At 38.5% G+C, this 22,559-nt stretch carries 24 protein-coding genes and 1 tRNA gene; 22 read left to right on the top strand and 3 right to left on the bottom strand.

Annotated features, from left to right (window positions below; translation table 11 throughout):
* The first annotated feature begins 74 nt into the window (after window positions 1–74).
* The 6 genes from EBF12_RS07680 (at window position 75) to EBF12_RS07660 (ending at window position 2,341) form a co-directional block, all read left to right on the top strand.
* On the top strand, window positions 75–299 hold the full coding sequence (locus EBF12_RS07680; RefSeq protein WP_121727127.1) for a hypothetical protein: 225 nt from the start codon (window positions 75–77) through the stop codon (window positions 297–299).
* Window positions 286–660, top strand: a complete 375-nt coding sequence (locus tag EBF12_RS07675; protein ID WP_121727126.1) for a type II toxin-antitoxin system PemK/MazF family toxin — start codon at window positions 286–288, stop codon at window positions 658–660. Before EBF12_RS07680 ends, EBF12_RS07675 begins: the two co-directional genes overlap by 14 nt.
* A gap of 156 nt (window positions 661–816) precedes the next feature.
* Entirely contained in the window at window positions 817–1,137 is a 321-nt protein-coding gene (locus EBF12_RS07670; RefSeq protein ID WP_244196452.1) for a hypothetical protein, read from the top strand.
* 25 nt (window positions 1,138–1,162) lie between these two features.
* Window positions 1,163–1,525: a hypothetical protein gene (locus tag EBF12_RS11905; protein ID WP_244196451.1), complete on the top strand. Its 363-nt coding sequence runs from the start codon at window positions 1,163–1,165 to the stop codon at window positions 1,523–1,525.
* A gap of 382 nt (window positions 1,526–1,907) precedes the next feature.
* Window positions 1,908–2,072, top strand: coding sequence for a hypothetical protein (locus tag EBF12_RS11285; RefSeq protein ID WP_167444797.1), 165 nt, complete (start codon window positions 1,908–1,910; stop codon window positions 2,070–2,072).
* On the top strand, window positions 2,069–2,341 hold the full coding sequence (locus EBF12_RS07660) for a hypothetical protein (RefSeq protein WP_121727124.1): 273 nt from the start codon (window positions 2,069–2,071) through the stop codon (window positions 2,339–2,341). Before EBF12_RS11285 ends, EBF12_RS07660 begins: the two co-directional genes overlap by 4 nt.
* A 646-nt stretch (window positions 2,342–2,987) precedes the next feature.
* Here the strand turns inward: EBF12_RS07660 and EBF12_RS07650 are convergent.
* Window positions 2,988–3,065, bottom strand: a tRNA-Pro gene (locus EBF12_RS07650).
* Window positions 3,066–3,304: 239 nt separating this feature from the next.
* Here EBF12_RS07650 and EBF12_RS07640 point away from each other — a divergent pair.
* From EBF12_RS07640 to EBF12_RS07565, 16 genes are read left to right on the top strand one after another with little or no spacing between them, the layout of a single operon-like run.
* Window positions 3,305–3,709 carry an NAD(P)H-quinone oxidoreductase subunit 3 gene (locus EBF12_RS07640; RefSeq protein ID WP_121727122.1) on the top strand — a complete coding sequence of 135 codons (405 nt, stop codon included), beginning with the start codon at window positions 3,305–3,307 and terminating at the stop codon, window positions 3,707–3,709.
* The gene (locus tag EBF12_RS07635; protein ID WP_034588246.1) at window positions 3,691–4,200 is read left to right on the top strand and encodes a NuoB/complex I 20 kDa subunit family protein; all 510 of its coding nucleotides are present in this window, start codon (window positions 3,691–3,693) and stop codon (window positions 4,198–4,200) included. Before EBF12_RS07640 ends, EBF12_RS07635 begins: the two co-directional genes overlap by 19 nt.
* Window positions 4,201–4,231: 31 nt before the next feature.
* Window positions 4,232–4,975 carry an NADH-quinone oxidoreductase subunit C gene (locus tag EBF12_RS07630; RefSeq protein WP_121727121.1) on the top strand — a complete coding sequence of 248 codons (744 nt, stop codon included), beginning with the start codon at window positions 4,232–4,234 and terminating at the stop codon, window positions 4,973–4,975.
* Window positions 4,972–6,201: an NADH dehydrogenase (quinone) subunit D gene (gene nuoD, locus EBF12_RS07625; protein WP_121727120.1), complete on the top strand. Its 1,230-nt coding sequence runs from the start codon at window positions 4,972–4,974 to the stop codon at window positions 6,199–6,201. The genes EBF12_RS07630 and nuoD overlap by 4 nt, the downstream gene beginning before the upstream one ends.
* Before the next feature lie 10 nt (window positions 6,202–6,211).
* A complete protein-coding gene (locus tag EBF12_RS07620) occupies window positions 6,212–6,439 on the top strand; it encodes an NADH-ubiquinone oxidoreductase subunit E family protein (RefSeq protein WP_121727119.1) in 228 nt (75 codons plus the stop codon).
* Complete coding sequence (locus EBF12_RS07615) at window positions 6,436–7,317, top strand: hypothetical protein (RefSeq protein ID WP_121727118.1); 882 nt, start codon at window positions 6,436–6,438, stop codon at window positions 7,315–7,317. Before EBF12_RS07620 ends, EBF12_RS07615 begins: the two co-directional genes overlap by 4 nt.
* A complete protein-coding gene (locus EBF12_RS07610; RefSeq protein ID WP_121727117.1) occupies window positions 7,314–9,794 on the top strand; it encodes an NADH-quinone oxidoreductase subunit G in 2,481 nt (826 codons plus the stop codon). The genes EBF12_RS07615 and EBF12_RS07610 overlap by 4 nt, the downstream gene beginning before the upstream one ends.
* Before the next feature lie 5 nt (window positions 9,795–9,799).
* The gene (gene nuoH, locus EBF12_RS07605; RefSeq protein ID WP_208630964.1) at window positions 9,800–10,789 is read left to right on the top strand and encodes an NADH-quinone oxidoreductase subunit NuoH; all 990 of its coding nucleotides are present in this window, start codon (window positions 9,800–9,802) and stop codon (window positions 10,787–10,789) included.
* Between the two features lie 8 nt (window positions 10,790–10,797).
* Window positions 10,798–11,466 (top strand): NADH-quinone oxidoreductase subunit NuoI, encoded by a 669-nt coding sequence (gene nuoI / locus EBF12_RS07600; protein WP_121727115.1) that lies wholly within the window; start codon window positions 10,798–10,800, stop codon window positions 11,464–11,466.
* A complete protein-coding gene (locus EBF12_RS07595) occupies window positions 11,459–11,980 on the top strand; it encodes an NADH-quinone oxidoreductase subunit J (RefSeq protein WP_121727114.1) in 522 nt (173 codons plus the stop codon). Before nuoI ends, EBF12_RS07595 begins: the two co-directional genes overlap by 8 nt.
* Window positions 11,977–12,279, top strand: a complete 303-nt coding sequence (gene nuoK / locus EBF12_RS07590) for an NADH-quinone oxidoreductase subunit NuoK (protein WP_121727113.1) — start codon at window positions 11,977–11,979, stop codon at window positions 12,277–12,279. The genes EBF12_RS07595 and nuoK overlap by 4 nt, the downstream gene beginning before the upstream one ends.
* Before the next feature lie 3 nt (window positions 12,280–12,282).
* Window positions 12,283–14,154 carry an NADH-quinone oxidoreductase subunit L gene (gene nuoL / locus EBF12_RS07585; protein WP_121727112.1) on the top strand — a complete coding sequence of 624 codons (1,872 nt, stop codon included), beginning with the start codon at window positions 12,283–12,285 and terminating at the stop codon, window positions 14,152–14,154.
* Between the two features lie 3 nt (window positions 14,155–14,157).
* Window positions 14,158–15,738, top strand: a complete 1,581-nt coding sequence (locus EBF12_RS07580) for an NADH-quinone oxidoreductase subunit M (protein ID WP_121727111.1) — start codon at window positions 14,158–14,160, stop codon at window positions 15,736–15,738.
* Window position 15,739: 1 nt separating this feature from the next.
* Window positions 15,740–17,203: an NADH-quinone oxidoreductase subunit NuoN gene (gene nuoN, locus EBF12_RS07575; RefSeq protein WP_121727110.1), complete on the top strand. Its 1,464-nt coding sequence runs from the start codon at window positions 15,740–15,742 to the stop codon at window positions 17,201–17,203.
* A gap of 37 nt (window positions 17,204–17,240) precedes the next feature.
* On the top strand, window positions 17,241–19,601 hold the full coding sequence (locus EBF12_RS07570; RefSeq protein ID WP_121727109.1) for a DUF7494 domain-containing protein: 2,361 nt from the start codon (window positions 17,241–17,243) through the stop codon (window positions 19,599–19,601).
* 3 nt (window positions 19,602–19,604) lie between these two features.
* Window positions 19,605–20,405, top strand: coding sequence for a HesA/MoeB/ThiF family protein (locus tag EBF12_RS07565; RefSeq protein WP_121727134.1), 801 nt, complete (start codon window positions 19,605–19,607; stop codon window positions 20,403–20,405).
* A 92-nt stretch (window positions 20,406–20,497) separates the two neighbouring features.
* On the opposite strand, the gene glf is transcribed toward EBF12_RS07565, so the two are convergent.
* Together glf and EBF12_RS07555 are read right to left on the bottom strand one after the other, a co-directional pair.
* Complete coding sequence (gene glf, locus EBF12_RS07560; protein WP_121727108.1) at window positions 20,498–21,616, bottom strand: UDP-galactopyranose mutase; 1,119 nt, start codon at window positions 21,614–21,616, stop codon at window positions 20,498–20,500.
* Between the two features lie 19 nt (window positions 21,617–21,635).
* A complete protein-coding gene (locus tag EBF12_RS07555; RefSeq protein ID WP_157979075.1) occupies window positions 21,636–22,499 on the bottom strand; it encodes a radical SAM protein in 864 nt (287 codons plus the stop codon).
* Between the last annotated feature and the right edge of the window lie 60 nt (window positions 22,500–22,559).

Raw genomic sequence — 22,559 nt, 5'->3', positions numbered from 1 at the left:
CTACAAGACATGCAATATGTTGAGCATAGATTCTTAAAGGAGTTTGAGAGGTTGTTTAGGAATAAAGGAGCAAAATGAGTGAAAATGTGCTAAAATTAGTGCAAGTTACAAAAGGAGCTACGATGACTTCAGAGTTAATTAGCACTGATTTGGAAAAACAAAAACAAGAAAGAAAAGAAAAAGAAGAAAACATTCTGCAACAATATAGAGTGGCATACGCAATATATATAGCAGATGAAGAGAATAGAAAAGAGGAATTGGAGCTTGCAGAAGCTGGAATAGCCGATGGCATTGAATAAAAATACCATTTCTCGCGGAGAAATATGGTATGTAAAATTTGAGCCACAGGTTGGAAATGAAATCAGGAAAATTCGCCCTGCAATAGTGGTGGATGCTGATTTTGGACAACTTGTAGGGCAAGTCGTGCCAATTACTGCTTGGCAAGATAGGCTCTGTATTTTGCCCTATATGGTAAAGATACAAAATTTTGAAAGCCTTGGGCTTTCAAAGCCATCAACTGCAAACTGCAGCCAAATCAAATCTTGTGCTATAGAAAGGTTTATTGAGAAAATTGGTATCGTAGATGATGCTTTTTTGTTCGAGATACACCAAGCAACAGTAAGGATTTGGTCTCCTCTTTATACTCTCAATCATAATTAATTCTTTATTAATTCTTTTTCTTAGTCCCTAGGGGTACATTTTTTCTCCCCTAGGAGATATATTGTGTCCCCTTCATTTGTGTCTAAAACAATAAAGGAGAACACATGACAAAACAAAAAAATTAAAGAAAAAATGAGCCAGAAGCTCGAAAGAGAATTGGCTTATTACGATCATGGCACTTGGAACAATACAAACATTGTGGAGGTTGCTAGTTTGTTCAGCGGTCTCATAGTAATAGAGATTGCTAGAACAAATTTGGGAGACAGATTCAAATGGAATGCCTCGTTGTATTCCGCGAATGTTTGTCAGTTAGACAAACGAGAGCTCATAGCCGAATTTGGCGAAATGACAGCAGAAGATGCTGTTATAAGTGTAGATTCACTAGAGCAAGAAGTAGCAGTAGATACTGCTGCTGAGTGGGCTTACAATGCCCTAAAAAACAACTTTAACATTATAGGTTGGGGTTGTAGGAAATAAAAAATAAAACACAAAGGAGAAAAAAATGAGCGAAAAAATTATCTATGGGATCGTTTCAGAGGCTGTTGAAGTCTCTGATAACAGCACTCTATTTGCAATTTATACGAATAGAGAAATAAGGGATGCAGATTTTGTTGTTATAGCAGATAGTGTCAGACAACAATTTGATGAGGATTGGAATGATCCCATCGAAACCGTGGAAGATGCGGAATGCTTCTTCTGCGAGTCAATAGCCGATATGCCCTATAGATACAAGCGCGTTGAAAATGTGCTTGTAGAAAAGCAGGGAGAAAATTTGCAACACTATGTTGCAATGGGCTGGAAAGATAGCCTATTTAATGGCTATTCTAACAGCCATTCCTGCCTACAAAAGGCGGAAAAGAGCTAAAGAGTGTGATGAAAAGTCACCTCAGGAAGCTTGCTGCTAAGTTACAAGATCCAGACAACCACGAGTTGTCTGAGGAGGAAGATAGCTATACGTGTGCTGCGTATCAGCTAGATTCAGAATTAAGGTTTGCTCGTATCACGAGCTACCTTAATGGGGTAGAAGTTGCAAAGCGGACATATTCCTTTTGCGATTTGATAGATTCTGCCCTAACAGATGATCAAGTTGCTTGGGAGTATTACCCACAGTGCCCACTGGAGAAGTAATATTTCTACTAATAAGTTGTGCTGAATAAGCACTGAGATAGCCAAAGAGGCAGTATTTTTATTGCCTCTTTGGGCGATAAATGCTGTCTTTTTTTTTGGTAACACCAAAGGAGACAACAATGATGAAACAAATTTTAATTATAGGACTTTTCTTGTGTGGAATAGGAAGTGCAGTTGCATTTTCAACTACGCAGGAAAAAGAGAAGGTTTGCAAAATCCAAGGAGACAATGCGAAAGTATTGTTTCAAAGTGGTTTTAATCAAGCCACTGGAGCTTGCAAATGAGCCAAGTGCCACAAAGTAAAATACTCTACAACAGAGTATTTGCAGCGATTCTGCAATATTATGGGCATAACCCAAAAAATATGTGGAAACGCAATGGGATTTTTGGCTGCGGGAATAGTGGCTTTAGATTTTACCCAGATGAACTTACTTTTAGTAAGTGGGAAAAAGTCAGCCACTATGTAGGCGGAAAATACGAACACGAAAGTGTGGAAGTATTTTTCAAGGTGTCTGTTGATGCCAAGGGCATTGAATGGACTAAAGTCTCTTGATATAAATCAAGATGAGAATGGCGAAAGGAGTAAAAATGTCGCCTATATATATGAAGTGTAGCAAACACTTCTGGTAAAGAGTAGAAGAAAGAGGCATTGACCTCTCGGCGGTTGTTGATGTAGCTAAAAAGCTCAACAATGCCAAAATAGGAGAGGTTATTAAAGGAGGCAATGAGCGGACAACGATTATTGCCTCTCGTGATTCTGCTGGACACGCCACATTTATAACGGCGTATCCAAGCAGGAAAGAAAAATCTGTAGAAGTGGTCACAGAAGCACGACTGCAGAAAAAGGGATTAAGAATAGTCTCTAAAAATAAAAAATACCTAAAAAATAATTTTTGGTATTTTTCCTCGGATGAGGTTTTTCTTTTTTATCCTTATTTTTTTCAAATATAAACAAGAACAATAATCAAAATTAAACTATAAATTTTGGAACAAATTTTATGCCTTTTTTTGTTTTAAGTTTTTTGTTCCAAATTTGTTACCAAAAATTTCTATTTTTTTCAAAATGTCAGGAATCCACTCTTTAGGAAAAAAATATCATTTTTTGATTTTCCAAACTTTAGGAAAGCTTACAAAAGGTTATTTAAGTTTTATTCTATTTGTTTTTATTTATCTCTATTTTTGTTTATTTACAAAAGAGATGGTCGGAGTAGCGGGATTCAAACCCACGACCTCACCCACCCCAAGGGTGCGCGCTAATCAGGCTGCGCTATACTCCGCCAAAAGAAGCAAAGGCGACATTATATCAAATTTTGTTAATATACCTAACAAGACCCATACATTTAAGTCATCAAATAACGCTGTGTAGAATCTACCTAAATCAACATCACGCATAGTTTGAGGGTAAAAAAGTAACTCTTTTTTGATATTTGTAAAGTATTTTTTAACCAAAAAGGGTGTTTTTTAGAATCTATACATTACAATCCTCCCAAAAAAAATCAGCAAACAAAGAGAAAAGATGAGTCATTCTGTTTTTGAGCATCCATATTTTGGCGTTTTTGTGCTATTTGTGCTAACAAGCGTTGCTTTCACACTTACCCTAAGACTACAACGCATCATCTCAAGAAAAATGGCAAAAAAGGATAGAGAAAAGCTCAAGCTTTCAACCTATGAGTGCGGTCCCACACCAAACAAACAGCAAAATAGAATCTCCACGCATTTTTTTATCCTTGCTTTACTTTTTATCCTTTTTGATATTGAAGTGATTTTTATGATTCCTTGGGCGATAGATTTCAAGTCTTTCACATATATGGGGCTTGGTGGCTTTGTATTTTTTGAAATGTTAAGCTTTATTGCCTTTTTGATTGTAGGATTTATTTACGCGTGGAAGAAAGGAGCATTATCGTGGCAGAGCATCAAGTAAATTATACGCAAAGTGCGGGGCTTCCTATCGCTCTTAGCAGTGTAGATAAGCTATTAAATTGGAGTAGGAGCAACTCACTTTGGGGGCTTACCTATGGCTTGGCGTGTTGTGCTATTGAAATGATGGCAACAGGTGGCTCTCGCTTTGACCTTGATAGATTTGGGACCATCTTTCGTGCTTCACCTAGACAAGCGGACTTGATGATTGTATCAGGGACGGTTACCAAAAAGCACGCTGAATTTGTTCGCCGACTTTATGATCAAATGCCTGAGCCAAAATGGGTTATCTCTATGGGGAGCTGTGCTAATACAGGCGGAATGTTTAATACTTATTCAACTGTTCAAGGGGTAGATAGGATTATCCCTGTTGATATTTATCTCCCCGGCTGTGCACCTCGCCCAGAGACTTTACAATACGCGGTTATGGTGCTTCAACAAAAGATTCGCAAACAGAAAGCTATTCCACAAATCAAACCAAAGCGACTTGTATGAAAAATATAGCCCAAAACACAAGAGGTGCAAAATGATACGACAAAATCCCCCTAAAGCCAACGCACAAAAAAGTGTGTATTATACAAACCGCTTTGATGTAATGCCCACTTCGCCAATGCTTCCTTTGGGTGAATCTCAATCTTTTCTTCAAGCCTTGCATACGCCTATAACACAAAGCTATATTCAAAATGATCTCACCACACTTTGGGTAGAATCTACGCAGATTTTACCGCTTATCAAAGAGCTATTTGTTTTGGGCTATGACTTTTTGACGGAGATGAGTGCCATTGATAAGCTAGAGGAAAATAATGAATTTGAACTTTTTTACTTACTTCTTAAGCTTGAGGACACAAGCTCAAAGCGTCTTAAAATCAAAACAAAAATTAAAAAAGGAGAGCATATCACCTCACTCACTTCACTTTTTAAAAGTGCGAATTGGAGTGAAAGAGAGTGCTTTGATATGTTTGGGATTATCTTTGATGGACACCCTTATTTGCAACGATTGCTTATGCCAAAAGATTGGGTAGGACACCCATTACTTAAAAGCTATCCTTTACAAGGTGATGAATATGCTGCGTGGTATGAAGTAGATAAAATCTTTGGAAAAGAGTATCGCCAAATTATTGGACCAGAGCAACGCGATAGTGCAAGAATTGATAGAAATGATGATAAAAATTTCTCTGCTATTAGCTTTGAATCTCGCTATCAAGAGAGCAATGCGCCACTACTTATTAAAACTTTTAAATCCGGCAAAGAATTAAAGGAACGCCGATGAGACAAAACTATACCAAACTCAAACCAAACTTTGAAAACATATTTTTTGAAAAAGAAAATGATAAAATGGTGGTCAATTTTGGACCACAGCACCCCTCGGCTCACGGGCAACTCCGCCTTATCCTTGAGCTAGAAAATGAAAAAATCATAAAAGCAACACCTGATATTGGCTACCTTCATCGTGGTATTGAAAAAATGGCTGAAAATATGATTTACAATGAGTTTATGCCAACAACTGACAGGCTTGATTATATTGCTGCAACAAGCAATAACTACGCCTTTGCTCTAGGGGTGGAAAAGCTTATTGGCGTGGAAGTGCCACTGCGTGCTAAAGTCATTCGCACTATGCTTTTAGAGATTAATCGTATTATCTCACACATTTTCTTTCTTGGTGTGCATGGTATGGATGTTGGAGCATTATCCATCTTTTTATATTGTTTTATTGAGCGTGAATATGGGCTTGATTTGATGGAAGATTATTGCGGGGCAAGACTTACACATAATGCTATCCGCATAGGTGGTGTGCCACTTGATTTACCGCAAGGATTCTTACAAAGTGTAGAGAGATTCACCCAAAGTGTGCCTAAAACGCTTGATCTTGTGCGTGGGCTACTTGATAAAAATAGAATCTGGCGTATTCGGCTTGAAAATGTTGGCTATGTCTCACAAGACTTTATCAAGCAATGGGGACTAAGCGGAGTTATGGCACGAGGCAGTGGGATTAAGTGGGATATACGCAAACATAACCCTTATGAGCTATATAATGAGCTTGATTTTGAAGTGCCTGTGGCAAATGAGGGCGATTGCTATGCGCGTTATCAACTCTATATTGAAGAGATTTATGAATCTATTAAGATTCTTAAGCAGCTTATGACTATGTATCCAAGCACACCAAGTGAGATAATGGCAAAAGATGCTCGCTATATCTCCGCTCCAAAAGAAGATATTATGACTCAAAACTATTCTCTTATGCAGCATTTTGTGCTTGTTACACAAGGTATGCGTCCGCCTGTTGGTGAAGTCTATGTGCCAACAGAATCTCCAAAAGGAGAATTAGGGTTCTTTATCAACTCTCAAGGAATGCCTTCCCCGCATAGGCTTAAAATACGCACACCGAGTTTCTATCACACAGGAGCGTTACAGGAACTTTTAGTAGGGCATTATGTCGCGGATATTCCAACTATCATTGGCTCAACAAATATTGTTTTTGGCGAAGTGGATAGGTAAAAGGAGAGATATGAAAAGATACGACTTGCGACACTTGGCAAATGATTTTGAAAAACGCTTAAGTGAGCTGTGTGATGAGCTTTCTCAAGGTGAAGTGGCGATTTTTCTCTTTGAAGTAAGAGATTTTAACAATGTTCAAAAAGCCATTGATTGTGTGCTTAATCGCGGTGATGAGCTACTGAATAGTTTGCGATTTAACGAAGTGGATTGGACTATTGTAGTAAGGAGAGCAAAATGAAAGCATTTGCCCAGACTTTGAGCAATATTTCAAATAAGCCTATACAAACCACTTTGACACAACACGCAACGCTTTTGAGCTTTGGCTATTTATGGGAGAAAATACACATAGATTCTAAGCTCTTTTCTCAACTTTTTATCTTACATCCACTTCCGTTACTTGATGGGCTTGAGAATGACAAACAAATTGCACATTTTGCTAGATATGAGGTTGGCACAGAGTTTGGTGTAGCGTGGCTTTTAGCCCATACGCTTTCATCCACCTTTCAAGCAAACACAGCAGATTCTAATATAGCTCAACTTGACAAACTTCTTAATGACCTTGATGTAGGCTTTCTTGCATCAGAATCTAATCTTGCAGAAGAGGAGCTAGACAAGCTCAAAACTTTTATAAACCCCTCAAGTTTCGCCCTTGTTTTAGGTGCAGAATTAGCACAGCACCCAAATGCCAAAGACATTGCTCACATACTTGGACTTTTAAGCAAAATAACAAATATAGAAATTATTATGCCTGAACTTGCAGATTCTATTAAGCCAAATCAAAGTTTGCAAGCCGAGCTTTCAGTATGTGAGCAACTCCCAGAATCTAATGGCAATTTTATTTATATTATGCCTAAACGCAGCGTTGCTGACATTGCCCTAGATTCACCCATAAATTCACCCTTGCTTAAAACACCGCCCCTTTTTGCCAAAGCATTAAAATTACAAGACAAAACAAGCATTACACTAGGCTTTGAATCCCAGCAGATTCTAACGCAATGCCAATATGATAACTCGCTCAAAGGCACAATTGCCCTTTTGTATCTTCCTAGTCAATCCATCAAACAGCAGGAACTGAATCTAGGCTATCCTTACAAAAAAGTAGAGGTGATATTATGAGTAAAATTACCATTACAATCAATGATCAGGCTATCTCCTGTAATGAAGGAGAGAGTATTTTACAAATTGCTCGTAAAGAGGGCATTGAGATTCCAGCGATTTGCTATCTCTCTGGTTGCTCTCCTACTATGGCGTGTAAGCTCTGTATGATAGATATTGAAGGCAAACGCAGCTATTCTTGTAACACAAAGGCAAAAGATGGTATGAATATCCTTACCCATACGCCCGAGATTATGGAAGAACGCAATGCTATTATGCAAAGCTATGATGTCAATCACCCACTGCAATGCGGTGTGTGCGATAAAAGTGGGGAATGTGAGCTGCAAAACTACACGCTTAAAATGAATGTTACTTCGCAAAATTATCACATTAGAGAAAATGACAAGCCCCATAAAACTTGGGCAAAAGTCGTCTATGACCCTAATCTTTGCATTATGTGTGAGCGATGTGCCACAACCTGTAAGGACAACTTAGGGGAGAATAACTTAAAAGCACAAAAGGCGGATTTAGAGGTGCTTGACACAGCAGTATGGAAAGAGAAAATGCCAAAGGACGCCCTAAGCGTGTGGGCTAGAAAACAGAAGGCTTTAATCGCATTTGTGGGCGAAACGCCTTGCTTTGACTGCGGGGAGTGCATTAGCGTATGTCCTGTGGGGGCATTAAGCACAAATGACTTTAAATACAAAGCCAATGCGTGGGAACTCAAAAAGATAGATTCCACCTGTCCGCACTGCCCTATGGGCTGTAAAATCACCTATGATGTCCGTCATAATGATAGCCTTGGCACACCGCATATTTTCCGCGTAAAAAATGACTTCTACTTTAATCCCATTTGTGGGGCGGGACGCTATGCCTATGATGTCAGCTCAAGCCCGGAGCCTAAGCAGAATCTACAAACTGCTATTAACGCCTTTAAGAACGCAGATTCTATTAATGTAGGCAATCAAACAACAAATGAAGAGGCCTTTGTGCTAAATCACATCGCTAAGATACAGAATCTCACACTTCACAACCAAGAAGCTCTAGATTTTAAAAACTTTATCAATGCCTTTTTGACATACGCTCAAAAAACAAATCTCAATCATCTTGATGAGCTTAAGAATGCACAAAATGTCATTGTTCTAGGCAGTGCGATAAACTACCAAGTGCCAACTTTACGCTATATGCTTAACAACAAACTCAAACTCCAAAAAGGCTCTAACGCTATCTATATGCACCCACTTAATGATACACTAATGACAAGCTTAAGCAAATCTCTCACACATATTGCCTATCGTGAGGACGCCCTAAGCATTGCTATTGGAGCGATTGCCCTTGCATATTTAGACAATAATGACACGCAAGATGTAGAATTTGATACATTACGCGAGATTTTACAGCCACTACTCCAAAGTAAAACGACCATTACAGCACCTGTTGAAAAAGAAGTAAAAAAAATGGTAAAGACTACAAATGAAGCTGGAGAAGAGATTGAGCAAGAAATCATAGAGAGAGTTAAAGAAGTAAAAGAAGAGGTAAAATTCCAAGCCTTACTTGATGCAAACATCAATGAATTTGACACACTTAAACAAATGCTTCAAACCACTCCTTTACTTGTGCTTGGTGCGGAAGTGTATGAGAATCCACAAGCACAGATTCTAGCTCACATTCTTGGAATCTTGGAGCATAAGGGAGTGCTAAAGGTTTTACTCATTCCTCCTTTTGCCAACGCACTTGGACTAGCGATGATTTGTGATTTTACTCCCAAAAAAGCAGATTCTCATTGCAGCATAGGATACCGCACAGGAGGGGACTTTGTATGTGAATCTGATTGTATCAGCATAGATGATAATCAAAAATATGCTACGCAAACACCTGATTTTATTTTGCCCGCTATCAATCAAATGGAGGGTACTTATACGAGCATTGATTGTAGAATCTTACCGCTCAAACCCGCCCTTGTGTTTAAAGGCTATGATTTAAGTGATATTGCCAAGGCTTTTGATATGAAAGGGGAATATCTCATTGATTATACAAGCCTTATTTGTGGTTGCGAATTTGATGACTTTGAAAATAAATTTGCCAACAATGGCACTGATATGAGAGGTTATCGCTTCAAATCAATTGCCCTATCCCCACTGCCACAACTTGAATCTAGTGTGCTAGAATTACCACATTATAAAACTTATAATGCCTACAAGCTTTACTCACCCTCACAATTTAATACCTACACCGCCTCAAGTGTGCATTTGCAAAATAAGATGGGCATTTATGTGGGCAATGCTCTCTTTGCCGAGCTAGGTATCAAAGAGGGAGAGACTATCACGCTTTCAGATTCTATATCACAAGTAAGTGGAGCGTTATACATAGACCACCGCTTAAATGAGCCATATTTTCTTATCAATCCTATGCTTGAAGGAGCGGATAGAATCTTTGCTCAAAATCAATGGGCTAAAGTGGAATTAATGAAAGCCGAAGCTATAAGGAGTGCGTTATGAGTGATTTGAGCGGTAGTATTATTGAAACTATTCTTAAGATTCTAGTCGTTTTGCTTATTTTTTCCGCATTAGCTGGATTTGGCACTTATTTAGAACGCAAGGTGCTAGGCTTCTTTCAAAGACGCATTGGACCAAACTATGTAGGACCCTATGGCTTGTTGCAGGTTATTGCTGATGGGATTAAACTTTTTGCAAAAGAGGACATTATCCCACAAAATGCCATAAAGCCCATATTTATCCTTGCACCCTCAATAGCCGCCATAACGGCTTTTGTCGCTATGGCAGCTATACCTTTTTTTCCTGAATTTGAGCTTTTTGGCTACACTATCCGCCCTATTATTGCTGATATTAATGTAGGGATTTTATTTATCCTAGCTGTTGGCTCTTGTGGGATTTATGCTCCGCTTCTTGCAGGACTAAGCTCTGGTAATAAATGGTCGCTTATCGGTGGGGCAAGGGCGGCTTTGCAATTTTTGAGCTTTGAAGTTATCACTATGCTTTCACTCCTTGCACCTTTAATGATTGTTGAATCTCTATCGCTTGTAGATATCAACAACTATCAGCAAGGCGGCATATTTGATTGGCTTTTGTTTAAGCAGCCTCTTGCCTTTGTGCTTTTTCTCATTGCTGCTTATGTAGAGCTTAACCGCACACCTTTTGACTTGCTTGAACACGAAGCAGAGCTTACAGCTGGATTTGCAAGTGAGTATAGTGGGCTAAAATGGGGAATGTTCTTTATTGGGGAATATGCCAATATGTTCGCAACCGCTTTTATTTTAAGCCTTATTTTCTGCGGTGGATTCAATGATTTAGGCTTTATCCCCGGTGGCATTGCTATTTTACTTAAAGTGTGCTTTTTTATCTTTTTGTTTATGTGGGTGAGAGCTTCATTCCCACATGTGCGACCCGATCAGCTTATGCGTATGTGTTGGAAGGTTATGCTTCCTCTAGCACTTTTAAATGTGCTTATCACTGGCTGCATTTTACTTCTTTAGGAGAGTTTATGAAAACAGAATACAGAATCTTGCCTCCTCGCACCAAACGCGAGAGAGAGCCTTTTCTTACTCGCGTGGCACTCACTTTAAAGATGAGTTTTAGCCTTGACTTGTTAAGTGGGCTAAAAACTGCACTTGGGGCGTTTTTTGCACCAAATGTTACCGTGCAATATCCACTAGAATCCAACCCTTTAAGCCCACGATATAGAGCCATTCATAAGCTACAAAGACTTTTAGAATCTGAAAATGAACGATGTATTGGCTGTGGGCTATGTGAAAAAATCTGCACAAGTAATTGCATACGCATTATTACCGATAGAGGCGAAGATGGGCGTAAAAAAATCTTAGATTATAGTATCAACTTTGGGCGTTGTATTTATTGTGGATTATGTGCTGAGGTCTGCCCTGAACTTGCCATCATACACGGCAATCGTTTTGAAAATGCAAGCGTGCAAAGGGCGCATTTTGGCTTCAAACCTGAACTTTTAGAATCTCAATCTTCACTTATAGAGTATGGTGGATTTGGCTCTGTATCTTACAATGCTAATGAGCGTATGATAAAGACACCTCTAAGCTATGTGCTAGATTCCACAAAGCAAGAAACACAAGAATCTACACAAGCTTCTACGCAACCTAGCCAAACACAACCCTCCCAAAAGGAGAGTAGCAATGTTTGAAACAATTTCATTTTATCTTTTTAGCACATTGTGTATTGTGAGCTTTCTTATTGTGGTTACCTCATCGCGTATCATTTATGCAATGACCGCCCTTGCAGGAGGTATGATTTTTATCTCTGGGATATTCTTTACACTAGGAGCAGAGTTTATAGGGGCGGTGCAAATTGTCGTTTATGGCGGCTCTGTGGTGGCACTCTATGCATTTGCAATGATGTTTTTTGACACTTCAAAAGATGTCATAGAATCTCGCAAAAATGAATGGATAGCCTCCGTGCTGTGTGTGGGGATATGTGTGGTGCTTGTGGCTATGTTTGGTCTGCCTTTACTTGGCAATCAGCTTGAAACTATCGCAGATTCAGTAAATTTGCTTGATTTTGCGGAAATGAATAATATTCAAAAAATTGGCTATGTGCTTTTCACGCAATACCTTATCCCCTTTGAACTTGCCGCACTTATGTTGCTTGTAGCAATGGTTGCGGGCATAGTCCTTAGTGTCAAAAAGGAGCAAAGATGATTAGTCTCAATCATTATCTACTTTTATCTGCCCTGTTGTTTTGTATTGGGCTTTTTGGAATCCTAAGACGAAAGAATATCCTTATGCTGTTTTTCTCAACCGAAATTCTCCTTAATGCCGTCAATATTGGCTTTGTCGCCATTGGTTCATACTTGCGTGATTTAAATGGGGAGATTTTTGCCCTATTCATTATTGCCATTGCCGCAGTTGAAATTGCTGTAGGGCTTGGGCTTGTTGTCATTTGGTATAAAAAGCACCATACGCTTGATATTAGCACACTCACAAGTCTTAAAGGATAGATGATGAAACTTGAAACCCAAACACTCATTTGGCTTATTTATCTCGCACTTTTTGCCCCATTGACTGGTGCTGTATTTGCCGCACTCCTAGGACATAGAGGTAAAATGTTGCTTGCTGGGATTATCCCTACATTGCTCCTTTTTGGCTCTTTGTGTGCATCAATCCTTATCTTTTGGGAAATTTACCATTACAACATTGTCGTTCATATTGATTTTTTAGACTGGATTGAAGCAGGAGATTTTTATAGCTCATTTGGCTTTATGATTGATAGTGTGAGTGCGAGTATGATGCTAGTGGTAAGCCTTGTGTCCGCTATGGTGTTTGTGTATTCCATTGGATATATGAAGCAAGATTCTGGCTTTAATCGCTATTTTAGCTACTTGAGCGGCTTTGTGTTTTCAATGCTATTGCTCGTAATGAGTGATAATTTCCTTGGGCTTTTTGCCGGTTGGGAAGGTGTAGGGCTATGCTCCTATCTACTTGTTGGATTCTGGTATGAAAGAGAGAGAGCAAACTTTGCTTCCATCGAAGCCTTTGTGGCAAATAGAATTGCTGATTTGGCGTTGATTATGGGAATCTTTTTAATCTTTTATGTTTGTGAAAGTTTAAAATATGATGAAGTTTTTCTCGCACTCAAATCAAATGATTTTGATACAAGCACATTAATGTGGATTGGAGCTTTACTCTTTGTGGGAGCTATGGGTAAATCCGCACAATTCCCCTTTCACACTTGGCTTGCTGATGCGATGGAGGGTCCTACACCAGTTTCTGCACTTATTCACGCTGCTACAATGGTAACTGCTGGGGTCTATCTCGTGGTGCGTTGCTTTCCTTTGTATCAAATGATTCCTGATATTGGCTTTTTTATCGCCTCACTTGGAGCTTTTGTAGCAATTTTTGGGGCAAGTATGGCACTTGTCAATAAAGATTTGAAGCGTATTATTGCCTACTCTACTCTCTCTCAACTTGGTTATATGTTTGTCGCTGCTGGGCTTGGGGCGTATGCTATAGCACTTTTTCATCTTATCACACACGCCTTTTTCAAGGCTCTTTTATTCTTGGGAGCTGGGAATGTTATGCACGCAATGAACGACAAACTTAATATTACAAAAATGGGTGGGTTGCATAAAAGTCTGCGTTATACGATGATTATGATGGTTATCGCCTCTCTTGCCTTAGCTGGAATCTACCCATTTGCTGGATTCTTCTCAAAAGATTTAATCTTAGAGGTTGCTTTTACTCAAAACAACACCATTTGGATAATCCTGCTTGTGAGTGCGATTTTCACCGCATTTTATAGTTTTAGACTACTTATGCTTGTATTTTTTGTCAAACAAAATCACCACGAACACCCACACGAAGCGTATTCTTATATGCTTCTTGCAATGCTGCCTTTGATGATTTTAGCTATCATTGCTGGGCTTGGTGGAGTGCTTGAATCTTTCCTTAAGAGTGCCTTTCCTGCTTTCTCATTGACTATTGCACACGATACACATTTATTGCTTATTGGCGGGACTTTGTGGCTTGTGTGCTTAAGTGTGCTATTTGCTATTATCAAATATGCTCGTGGTGGATTTTCACCCTTTTGGGAATCTAACTTTTTATACAAGATTCTAAGCAATCACTACTATATCCCAAAACTTTATGAGATTTTGCTCATTAAGCCATATTATAAATGCGCTCACTTCTTGTGGCAAAAAGTGGAAATTAGATGTATTGATAGATTTGTAGATTCTCTAGCCTTATTGATTAAAGCCCTAGGCGCTAAACTCTCGCTCACGCAAAATGGCTCACTTTCCCGTATGCTTATGCTTATGTGCTTGGGACTTTGTGCTATGCTCATTGCGTGTGGTATTTACTTTATGTGGAGGTAAGAGATGAATTATCTTTTAAATATTGTTATCTTTTTTCCAGCCTTTGCAGCACTTCTACTCTATGTGCTAAAGGGCGAAAATAGCCGTATTTTTGCCATTCTTGTTGCTTCACTTGAGCTACTTTTTGTAGTGTTATTATGGAATGAATTTAATACCAATTATGGCGGGATTCAGTTTGTTACGCACTATGAGCTTATCTCATCTTATAACATCAGCTATTCTGTTGGCATTGATGGCATTTCACTTTTTCTCCTTGCTTTAAACGCCTTTATCACACTCCTTGCACTCTATTTTTTTAAATACTTAAGAACATCACTTATTATTGCAATTTTATTCCTTGAAAGTATTGTTATGGGTGTTTTTAGCGCACTTGATGTGATGATGTTTTATATTTTCTGGGAGCTTTCACTTTTGCCTGTGCTATATATCATCGGTGTCTGGGGTGGAGAAAAAAGAATCTATGCTTCAATCAAATATTTTATCTACACTTTTGGGGCATCTTTAATTATGCTTGTTGGAATCCTGTATTTTGCCTATCAATATTTTCTCATTATGGGGACTTGGAGTTTCAATCTTATTGACTGGTATCAAATCTCGCTTGACCCAGATACACAAAAATGGCTCTTTCTTGCCTTCTTGATTGGTATGGCAGTTAAGATTCCCATTTTTCCACTCCACTCTTGGCAGCCACACGCCTATACTCAAGCCCCAATTGTTGGCTCCGTTCTGCTCTCTGCGGTATTAAGCAAAATGGGGACATATGGGCTATTGCGGCTTGTTTTGCCACTTTTTCCTTTTACAAGCAGTAATATTTCCTTGATTATTGGACTGATTTGTGTGTTTATGGTAGTCTATGGGGCATTTATAGCTCTTGCACAAAAAGATTTAAAAACATTCCTAGCATATAGCTCGCTTTCACATATGGGAATCATTGTGCTTGGAATCTTCTCTCTTAACACTGAAGGACTAAGTGGGGCTGTGTTTTTTATGATAGCTCACGGCGTGGTTGTTGGAGCATTATTTATGCTGATTGGCGTATTGCAAACACGCACACAAACGCAAAGCTTACAAGATGTGCAAGGCATAGCCCATAGTATGCCTCAATATAGCAGTGTTTTTGGTATTGTGATGATGTGCTCACTTGGCTTACCACTGACAATGGGCTTTGTTGGGGAAGTTTTAAGCTTATATGGATTTTTTCAGCTCAATCCAATCATTGCCTTCCTTGCGGGAAGTAGCTTTTTTGTAGGAGCAATCTATATGCTTACAATGTTTAAAAAAGTCTTTTTTGGCTCTGCCCTACCCAAATACACCACTCTAAAAGATTTAAATTTACGAGAAAAAATTGTTTTTGTGCCAATCCTTGTGCTTATTATATGGCTAGGCGTGTATCCAAAGCCCCTGCTTACGCCTATCAGCACAAGTGCAGAGACCCTAAGCCGAACTATCAGTGCAAAAATATCTCTTACACTCACCCAAACGCACGATATGGAAAACATAGAAAGTTTAGAATATCCACTTGGTAATGTGCCACGAGATTTTGATGATGATGGGGTGCTATTTATCCCAAGAATAGGAGAGTAATATGCCAGAATCTATGAGTTTTTCACTAACCCAGCTCAATATATCGCTCCTAATCCCTATGAGCATCTCCTTGCTTGGTGGCATTGTGCTGCTTGGTGTTGGTGTGTTTAATAAAATCAAATCGCGTGATTTGTATATTGCCATCAGTCTTTTGTTTATTATTGTGAATCTAGGCTTCCTTGTGCTTGAGGCAAATCCTCTTCTAGCACCGGGCTTTTTTGGTCTATTGCTCGTTGATGGAATCTCACTCCTTGCCCAAATGATTATGCTTGTTACCACTTTGATTATTTTGCTCTTTTTTATGCGTCAAAATTCTTTTGCAGAGACACAAAATGCAGAGTTTTACGCACTTTTATTGTTTGCTTTAGTTGGCTTTAGCTTTATGGTCTCAAGTCAAAATCTTATCCTTATTTTGCTAGGCTTAGAAACCGCCTCTTTATCAATCTATGCTCTTATTGCGTTACACAATAAGCAAGTCTCCTTTGAATCTTCAATCAAATACTTTGTTATGGGAGCGTTGGCTACGGCATTTTATGCCTTTGGTGCAATGCTTCTTTATGCGACAACAGGCAGTGTGAATCTTGTCAATATTGCGAAGTTTTTGCTTGAGCATAATTATGAGCCATCAATCCTTGTCTTTGCAGGATTCACATTCTTAGTCGCTGCATTTGGATTTAAAATCTCTATAGTGCCTTTTCACACTTGGGTGCCTGATGTCTATGAGGGGTCAAACTCGCTTTTAGCAGCATTTATTGCCATTGTGCCAAAGATTGCCGCTTTTAGTGTGATTATTAGCGTATTTAATATATTTTTAAAATCTCATAACACCTTTGTGGAATACACGCTCTACACGCTCATCATATTAAGCATTACTCTACCAAATCTCATAGCTCTAGTTCAAAAAGATGTCAAAAGAATGCTAGCTTATAGCTCTATTTCCCACTCTGGCTTTGTCCTAGCAGCGATTTTTGTAGGCACACAGCAAGCCTTAGAAGTTGTGTTTTTGTATTGGATCTTATTTCTCTTTGCTAATGTTGGGGCATTTGGAATCTTATGGCTTAGTGCAGATTCCAAATATAATCACTCTTTCAAAAGCTTTGGCGGAATGATAAAAACAAACCCAACACTTGCTATTTTTCTAAGCTTGTTTATGTTTGCCCTTGCTGGGATTCCACCTTTTTCTGTCTTTTGGGGCAAGATGTATTTAATCTTAGAAGTTCTAAGTGCGGATTATATCTTCCTTGCTTTAGCGATGGTGATAAACAGCACTATCGCAGGTTTTTATTACCTTAAACTTGTGGTCTATATCTTTGCTAAAGATTCAAATGGTATTGGGGATTATCAGCCTCCGCTTGAGCTTTCAAGCAAAATTGCTATCGGTATTTGTGCGATTATGAGTGTTGGCTGTATATTTATGGTCCAAAATTTGCTTGATATTATCTCATACTATCTTAAAATATATTAGAATCTAGTGGCTTAGCTAAGCCACCTTAGGAGTGTAAGTGCGGATATTATGGGTGGCTTTATTATGCTGTGTGCCTTTATTTGCTTTAGATGTTACCATAAACTACGGCAAGGAATTAAAAGAGCATTTTTCTGTCCTTAATATTGCCCATAAAGAACCCCTAGAATGCCAAGAGAAATACGACACACAAGGCGAGGTAACGCACATTATCTGCACGCTTGATAGAATGCCTATTGCGAGTTTTTCTCCAACAGAAACACTATTCTTCCGCTTTTGGAGTCGCGTAGTAGATGGGAGATTCTATCTCTATGTTGAACCAAAACACAAAATCAAGCTTTTTGCCTCCCCAAGTGATTTAAAAAAACAAACTCCAATCACAAAAGAGCAACCCCAACTCAGCACATCTTGGCAAATTATCGGCTACAAACAAACAATCCCTTTTCTCAATGACTATGCCAATCAAGCCAAACCAAAAGGGCTTAATTTCCCTATTAAAATAGTGAAAAACAAAGAGCTTTATTTCAAAGATTTAGATATCAATAGAGGTCCCTTACATTATGATGAGGGCGAAGACTTTGAGGCTTACAATCACATTAAAACACTCATTAACAACCACAACCATATTGAGGCTGTCAAAGCCATAGATGAAACACTCATTACCTATCCCAAAACAATTTTCACAAAAGACTTACTCCTGTATCGTTTAAGGGCATTAGAGCATTTTGATTCTGTTGAAAACAGCGATATGATTGTGGATATGGGGACAAAATGGATTAAAAAATATCCCACAGATTCTAATGTCCCAGAAGTGCTATACTACCTTGGCAATGCCTATGCGGATATGAAGATTCCAAATGAGGCAAAATACTACTTTGAACGCACTATAAGCGAATACCCAGAATCTCGCTATATGCCTTTATCTAAAATGGCTTTAGCAAAGCATTTTAATAGCGGATCTGATTCTACTGCTGCTTCAAAGCTTTTTGCTCAAGCCTACCAAGAGGCAAAAGACCTTGATAGTGCAAGTGCTGTGGCTATTGAATGGAGCAAATTTCGTCTGCAAAACCACGACAAAGAACAAGCCCAAAAGCTCTTAGAAACTATGCTTAAAGTCAATCCAAGCTATATTGCAAAATATCCAATGAAATCGTATGAATTTTTAAAATTCCTAGCTGAAGAGCAGCTCTATCTCATTGCTGCAAAACTTGGGGAATATCTCTATGACAATCTCCCAAATGATGATATCTCCGCAGAAGATTTACTCAATAATATTAGCCTTTGGTATCAAGGGGCTAATGCCACACAAGATGCACACAGAATCAACAAAATGTTTTTGCAAGAATTTGAGCATCGTCCAAAAGCCGAAGAGGTAAAAGATAGAGATGATAAACTGCTTTTTGCCCTAGCACAAGATGAGAGTGCGGATTCTAAAATTGAAAAATATGATTATATCATTGAAAATTACGCCAATTCACCAGAGCAAGAAAAAGCCCTTTCACTTAAAGCCCAAACGCTTTTTGATGAGGGCAAATACCAAGAAGTACTAGATTTAAAAGATATGCTCAAAAATGATCCTATCGTTGGCAAATCATATAGTGTTTTATTACACCAAAGCCTAGAGAATAATGACTGCAAACAGGCTTCAAACTACTATTTACAATATCCAAATGCCACTTTGCAAGAAAGTCAAAAAATGCCACTTTTTGACTGCCTTTATGCCCTAGCATTAAACAAACAAGCCGCTCAAATCTCGCAGAATATGGCACAATCAAGCCAAGATGTAGGGCAAAAACTCGCGTGGCTTTATAGAGATACGCTTAATTTTGCTAAACTCGGCGATGAGAAAAGCACAGCTCGTGCAGGGAGAGACACGCTCACTTTAGCTAAAAATCTAAAAAATCCACAATATTATGATGTAGGCTTTGAGCTTTTCAATGCCCTTTCAAGCCTTGAAGACAAGGAAGGTATGCTTGAGACATACGCATTTTTAAAGGAATTTCAAGCTAATAATCCAAAAATGCTTCAGGTCAATCTCACACTGCTTAAAAAAGCAGAATCTCAAAAAGATGAGCTAGGGATTGAGATTTATGCAAAAGATATTTTGCGTTTGCAGAATCTTCTCAATAATACTGCAGATTCTCCTTATGTAGATTTTGCCCTAACGCAGAGCTATATCCGCACACAACGATTAAATGAAGCTCTCAATGTGCTAGATAATCTCTTAAAAAAAGATATAAATGATGACAACAAGCAAAAAACGCTCTATCTTAAAGGCTCTGTGCTGAAAACAAGCGGGCAAGATTCTCGAGCAGCTTTTGAGCAATGTATGCTTATTAATTATGAAGGTGCGTGGAAAAGCCTATGCGCTCAAGCTCTCAATATTCTTAAAGGCAATTAGTTGATGTATAATTTTACCCAAGAGCAGCTAAGACGCTATGCAAGGCACTTTAGTCTAAGAGAGTGCGGATTCAAGGGGCAGGAGAAAATTCTCAAAGCAAAGGTGCTTGTTGTCGGTGCTGGTGGGCTTGGCTCTCCTATTGCGTATTATCTTGCCGCAGCTGGTGTGGGGGAGATTGGCATTATTGATGGCGATAATGTTGATTTAAGCAATCTGCAAAGACAGATTCTGCACTCCACTGAAGATATTGGCATACCAAAGGTAGAATCTGCACTCAAAAAGCTTCAAGCCATTAATCCTGATGTGAAAATCACACCATTTTCGTATATGCTAGATTCTAGCAATGCCCTTGAGGTGCTGTCTCAATTTGATATTATTGTTGATGGATGCGATAATTTTGCAACAAAATTTCTCATAAATGATGCTTGTGTGCTGCTAGACAAGCCTTATTCACACGGGGGAATCTTACGCTTTAGTGGGCAGAGTATGAGCATTAAACCAAAGCAGAGTGCGTGCTATGCGTGTATTTTTGATAGCCCACCACCACAAGGCAGTGTGCCAAACTGTGCGGAAGCTGGGGTATTTGGCTCTATTGCTGGGATTCTAGGCACGATTCAAGCCACAGAGGTGCTAAAAATGATTACAAACATAGGAGGGCCGCTCTACAATCAACTTTTGAGCTTTGATTCACTCACTATGGCTTTTCGCAAGATTAGCTTAAAAAGGAATCCACAATGTCGTGTGTGCGGGGAAAATGGTATTACACAACTCCAAAGCTACGCACAAAGGGAATGTGGATTATAAGAGTGTTACCAACAATAAAAATCTGCAAAACAACTAAAAAGTTTAAAATGACATTGAAAAACATTTACATAATGTCACATAGATTATAGCCCTCACTTTTTCTTAGAATCTCTATATATCTCATCAAAAAGTGAGAGGGCACGAGAGATGACTTTATCCATATCATAATAGCGATATTCCCCAAGTCTGCCGACAAAATACACATTTTTAAGCTTTTCTGCCTTTGCTTTATAGGACTGATACAACACTTGCGATTCTTGATTGGGTATAGGATAATAACGCTCATCTCCTTGAGAATATGCTTTTGGATATTCAAAACTCACAACACTATGTTTGCTTTTTGAATCTAAAAAGTATTTATACTCGCCAATACGCGTATAGTCGTAATTATTTGGATAATTCACCACGGCACTACCCTGAAAATACTCTTTCTCAAAACATACAAAATCAAACTCTAAACTTCTATAAGGTAGCGCTCCAAACTCATAGTCAAAAAATTCATCAATTGCCCCACAAAAAAACAAACGATTATACTTTATATCATTTTTCACTTCGTGCCATTTTGTATTATATTGCACGCTAATATACTTGCTATCAATCATATTTTCACACATTTTTGTATAACCCTGCATAGGAATCCCTTGAAATCTATCGTAAAAATATCTATCATCTTTACTTATAATAATAGGCACACGATTAAGGACGCTAGAATCTAGCTTATTTGGCTCACATTGCCATTGCTTAAGGGTATAATGCAAAAAAATCTTTTCATAAATATATTGACTTAAAAAGGTAAGTTCTGTGATTTTTTGAATATCTATTATTGATACTCTGCTCCCATATGCGTAATGCTTTAAAAGTATAGATTCTAACTCTTGTGCCATACGAATAGGGAATAGCATATAAAGTGAGTTAAGGTTAAAAGGTATAGGTATAAACTGCCCATCTACAAATCCTTTTATTTTGTGTTGGTATGGATAAAAACTAGTAAAAGTATTAAGGTAATTCCACACTTCTCTGTTGTTAGTGTGGAATATATGACTGCCATATTTATGCACCATAATATCGTTATAGCTGTAATCATACACATTGCCGCCTATATGCTCCCTTTTATCTATAATTAAAACTTGCTCGTTTAAATCATTTGCTAGTCTTTCTGCTATGGTTAAACCAGCTAATCCTGCTCCCACTATTACATTTTGATAATGCATATTTTCTCCTTTGAAAGTTTTATTCAAGCCTTAATGTTCTTGTAGTTTGTAATGCGACAGGTATCTCGCCTACCCCCTCCCAAAGATTTGGGCAATAATCACAAGCTTTGTAAAAATCTTGCCGATAGAAGCTAATAATATCTTTACGCAGAGTTTTAGAATGCAGAGATACAAAATCTCCATCAAATTCTTCCTTGTTTCTTAGCTTACTTAATCCAGCGGCAATGGGACATACAAATATGCCACCAAGAGTGTTGTTGTTACCACCTATGAGGCTAATGCATGGCATTTTGCATGCGTGGTAATTCTTGACAATCAACTCTTTGGGTCGATTGCGTTTAAATATTTTGCCCACATCGCGCCAGAGAGAATTGCTATGATAAAATAAATATTTAATATTTCTTTCCTTGAGCAAGTGTAGTATTTCATCGTGTTTTAATCGTTTTATCAACGCGGGATTTGTGCTATAGTCTGAAATGATAACACGAGTTTTGTCATAACATAAAGAATCAAGCAGTTCATCACTAAAGCTTTTTGTACCATTTGTGATAAGCTCAACGCCTTTGATTTGAGGTTGTTTGGCAAGATAGCTCATAACTTGCGGTAGCTCTTTAAAAAGTAGTGGCTCCCCACCGATAACATGCACAAATCCAATGCTTGAGACAGCACTCAAAAGTGCTTCCATATCGTTTTGAAGACGCATAAAGCTTGTGTCAAAATGCTCATTTGGCAAAAAATATTGCATTAAATTGCTGCACGATTCGCATTTGAGAGTGCATTTTGTTGTGAGAATAATTGTGAGCTGTGGAATATCAACCATACCGAACAATACCCTTAATCTAAAATATGTGCCACCAAATCGCTTGATGAACCTATAAAACAAAGAGGTCCCCCCCCCCCATATAATCAAGCACATAGAGCAAAGCAGCCTTGTTACGGCGGA

This window comes from Helicobacter labetoulli (assembly GCF_003670275.1).
In the GTDB taxonomy this organism is placed as follows: Bacteria; Campylobacterota; Campylobacteria; order Campylobacterales; family Helicobacteraceae; genus Helicobacter_C; species Helicobacter_C labetoulli.
Note: the sequence above shows the minus strand (reverse complement) of the source record. Positions and strands in the feature narration are given on the sequence as shown.

Coding starts and splice junctions, on each gene's coding strand:
- glf (WP_121727108.1), bottom strand. CDS start 21,616: ATGCATTATCAAAATGTAATAGTGGGAGCAGGATTAGCTGGTTTAACC.
- EBF12_RS07595 (WP_121727114.1), top strand. CDS start 11,459: ATGTTTGAAACAATTTCATTTTATCTTTTTAGCACATTGTGTATTGTG.
- nuoD (WP_121727120.1), top strand. CDS start 4,972: ATGAGACAAAACTATACCAAACTCAAACCAAACTTTGAAAACATATTT.
- EBF12_RS07620 (WP_121727119.1), top strand. CDS start 6,212: ATGAAAAGATACGACTTGCGACACTTGGCAAATGATTTTGAAAAACGC.
- EBF12_RS07565 (WP_121727134.1), top strand. CDS start 19,605: ATGTATAATTTTACCCAAGAGCAGCTAAGACGCTATGCAAGGCACTTT.
- nuoK (WP_121727113.1), top strand. CDS start 11,977: ATGATTAGTCTCAATCATTATCTACTTTTATCTGCCCTGTTGTTTTGT.
- nuoL (WP_121727112.1), top strand. CDS start 12,283: ATGAAACTTGAAACCCAAACACTCATTTGGCTTATTTATCTCGCACTT.
- EBF12_RS07660 (WP_121727124.1), top strand. CDS start 2,069: ATGAGCCAAGTGCCACAAAGTAAAATACTCTACAACAGAGTATTTGCA.
- nuoI (WP_121727115.1), top strand. CDS start 10,798: ATGAAAACAGAATACAGAATCTTGCCTCCTCGCACCAAACGCGAGAGA.
- EBF12_RS07615 (WP_121727118.1), top strand. CDS start 6,436: ATGAAAGCATTTGCCCAGACTTTGAGCAATATTTCAAATAAGCCTATA.
- EBF12_RS07610 (WP_121727117.1), top strand. CDS start 7,314: ATGAGTAAAATTACCATTACAATCAATGATCAGGCTATCTCCTGTAAT.
- EBF12_RS11285 (WP_167444797.1), top strand. CDS start 1,908: ATGATGAAACAAATTTTAATTATAGGACTTTTCTTGTGTGGAATAGGA.
- EBF12_RS07680 (WP_121727127.1), top strand. CDS start 75: ATGAGTGAAAATGTGCTAAAATTAGTGCAAGTTACAAAAGGAGCTACG.
- nuoN (WP_121727110.1), top strand. CDS start 15,740: ATGCCAGAATCTATGAGTTTTTCACTAACCCAGCTCAATATATCGCTC.
- EBF12_RS07675 (WP_121727126.1), top strand. CDS start 286: ATGGCATTGAATAAAAATACCATTTCTCGCGGAGAAATATGGTATGTA.
- EBF12_RS11905 (WP_244196451.1), top strand. CDS start 1,163: ATGAGCGAAAAAATTATCTATGGGATCGTTTCAGAGGCTGTTGAAGTC.
- EBF12_RS07630 (WP_121727121.1), top strand. CDS start 4,232: ATGATACGACAAAATCCCCCTAAAGCCAACGCACAAAAAAGTGTGTAT.
- EBF12_RS07640 (WP_121727122.1), top strand. CDS start 3,305: ATGAGTCATTCTGTTTTTGAGCATCCATATTTTGGCGTTTTTGTGCTA.
- EBF12_RS07580 (WP_121727111.1), top strand. CDS start 14,158: ATGAATTATCTTTTAAATATTGTTATCTTTTTTCCAGCCTTTGCAGCA.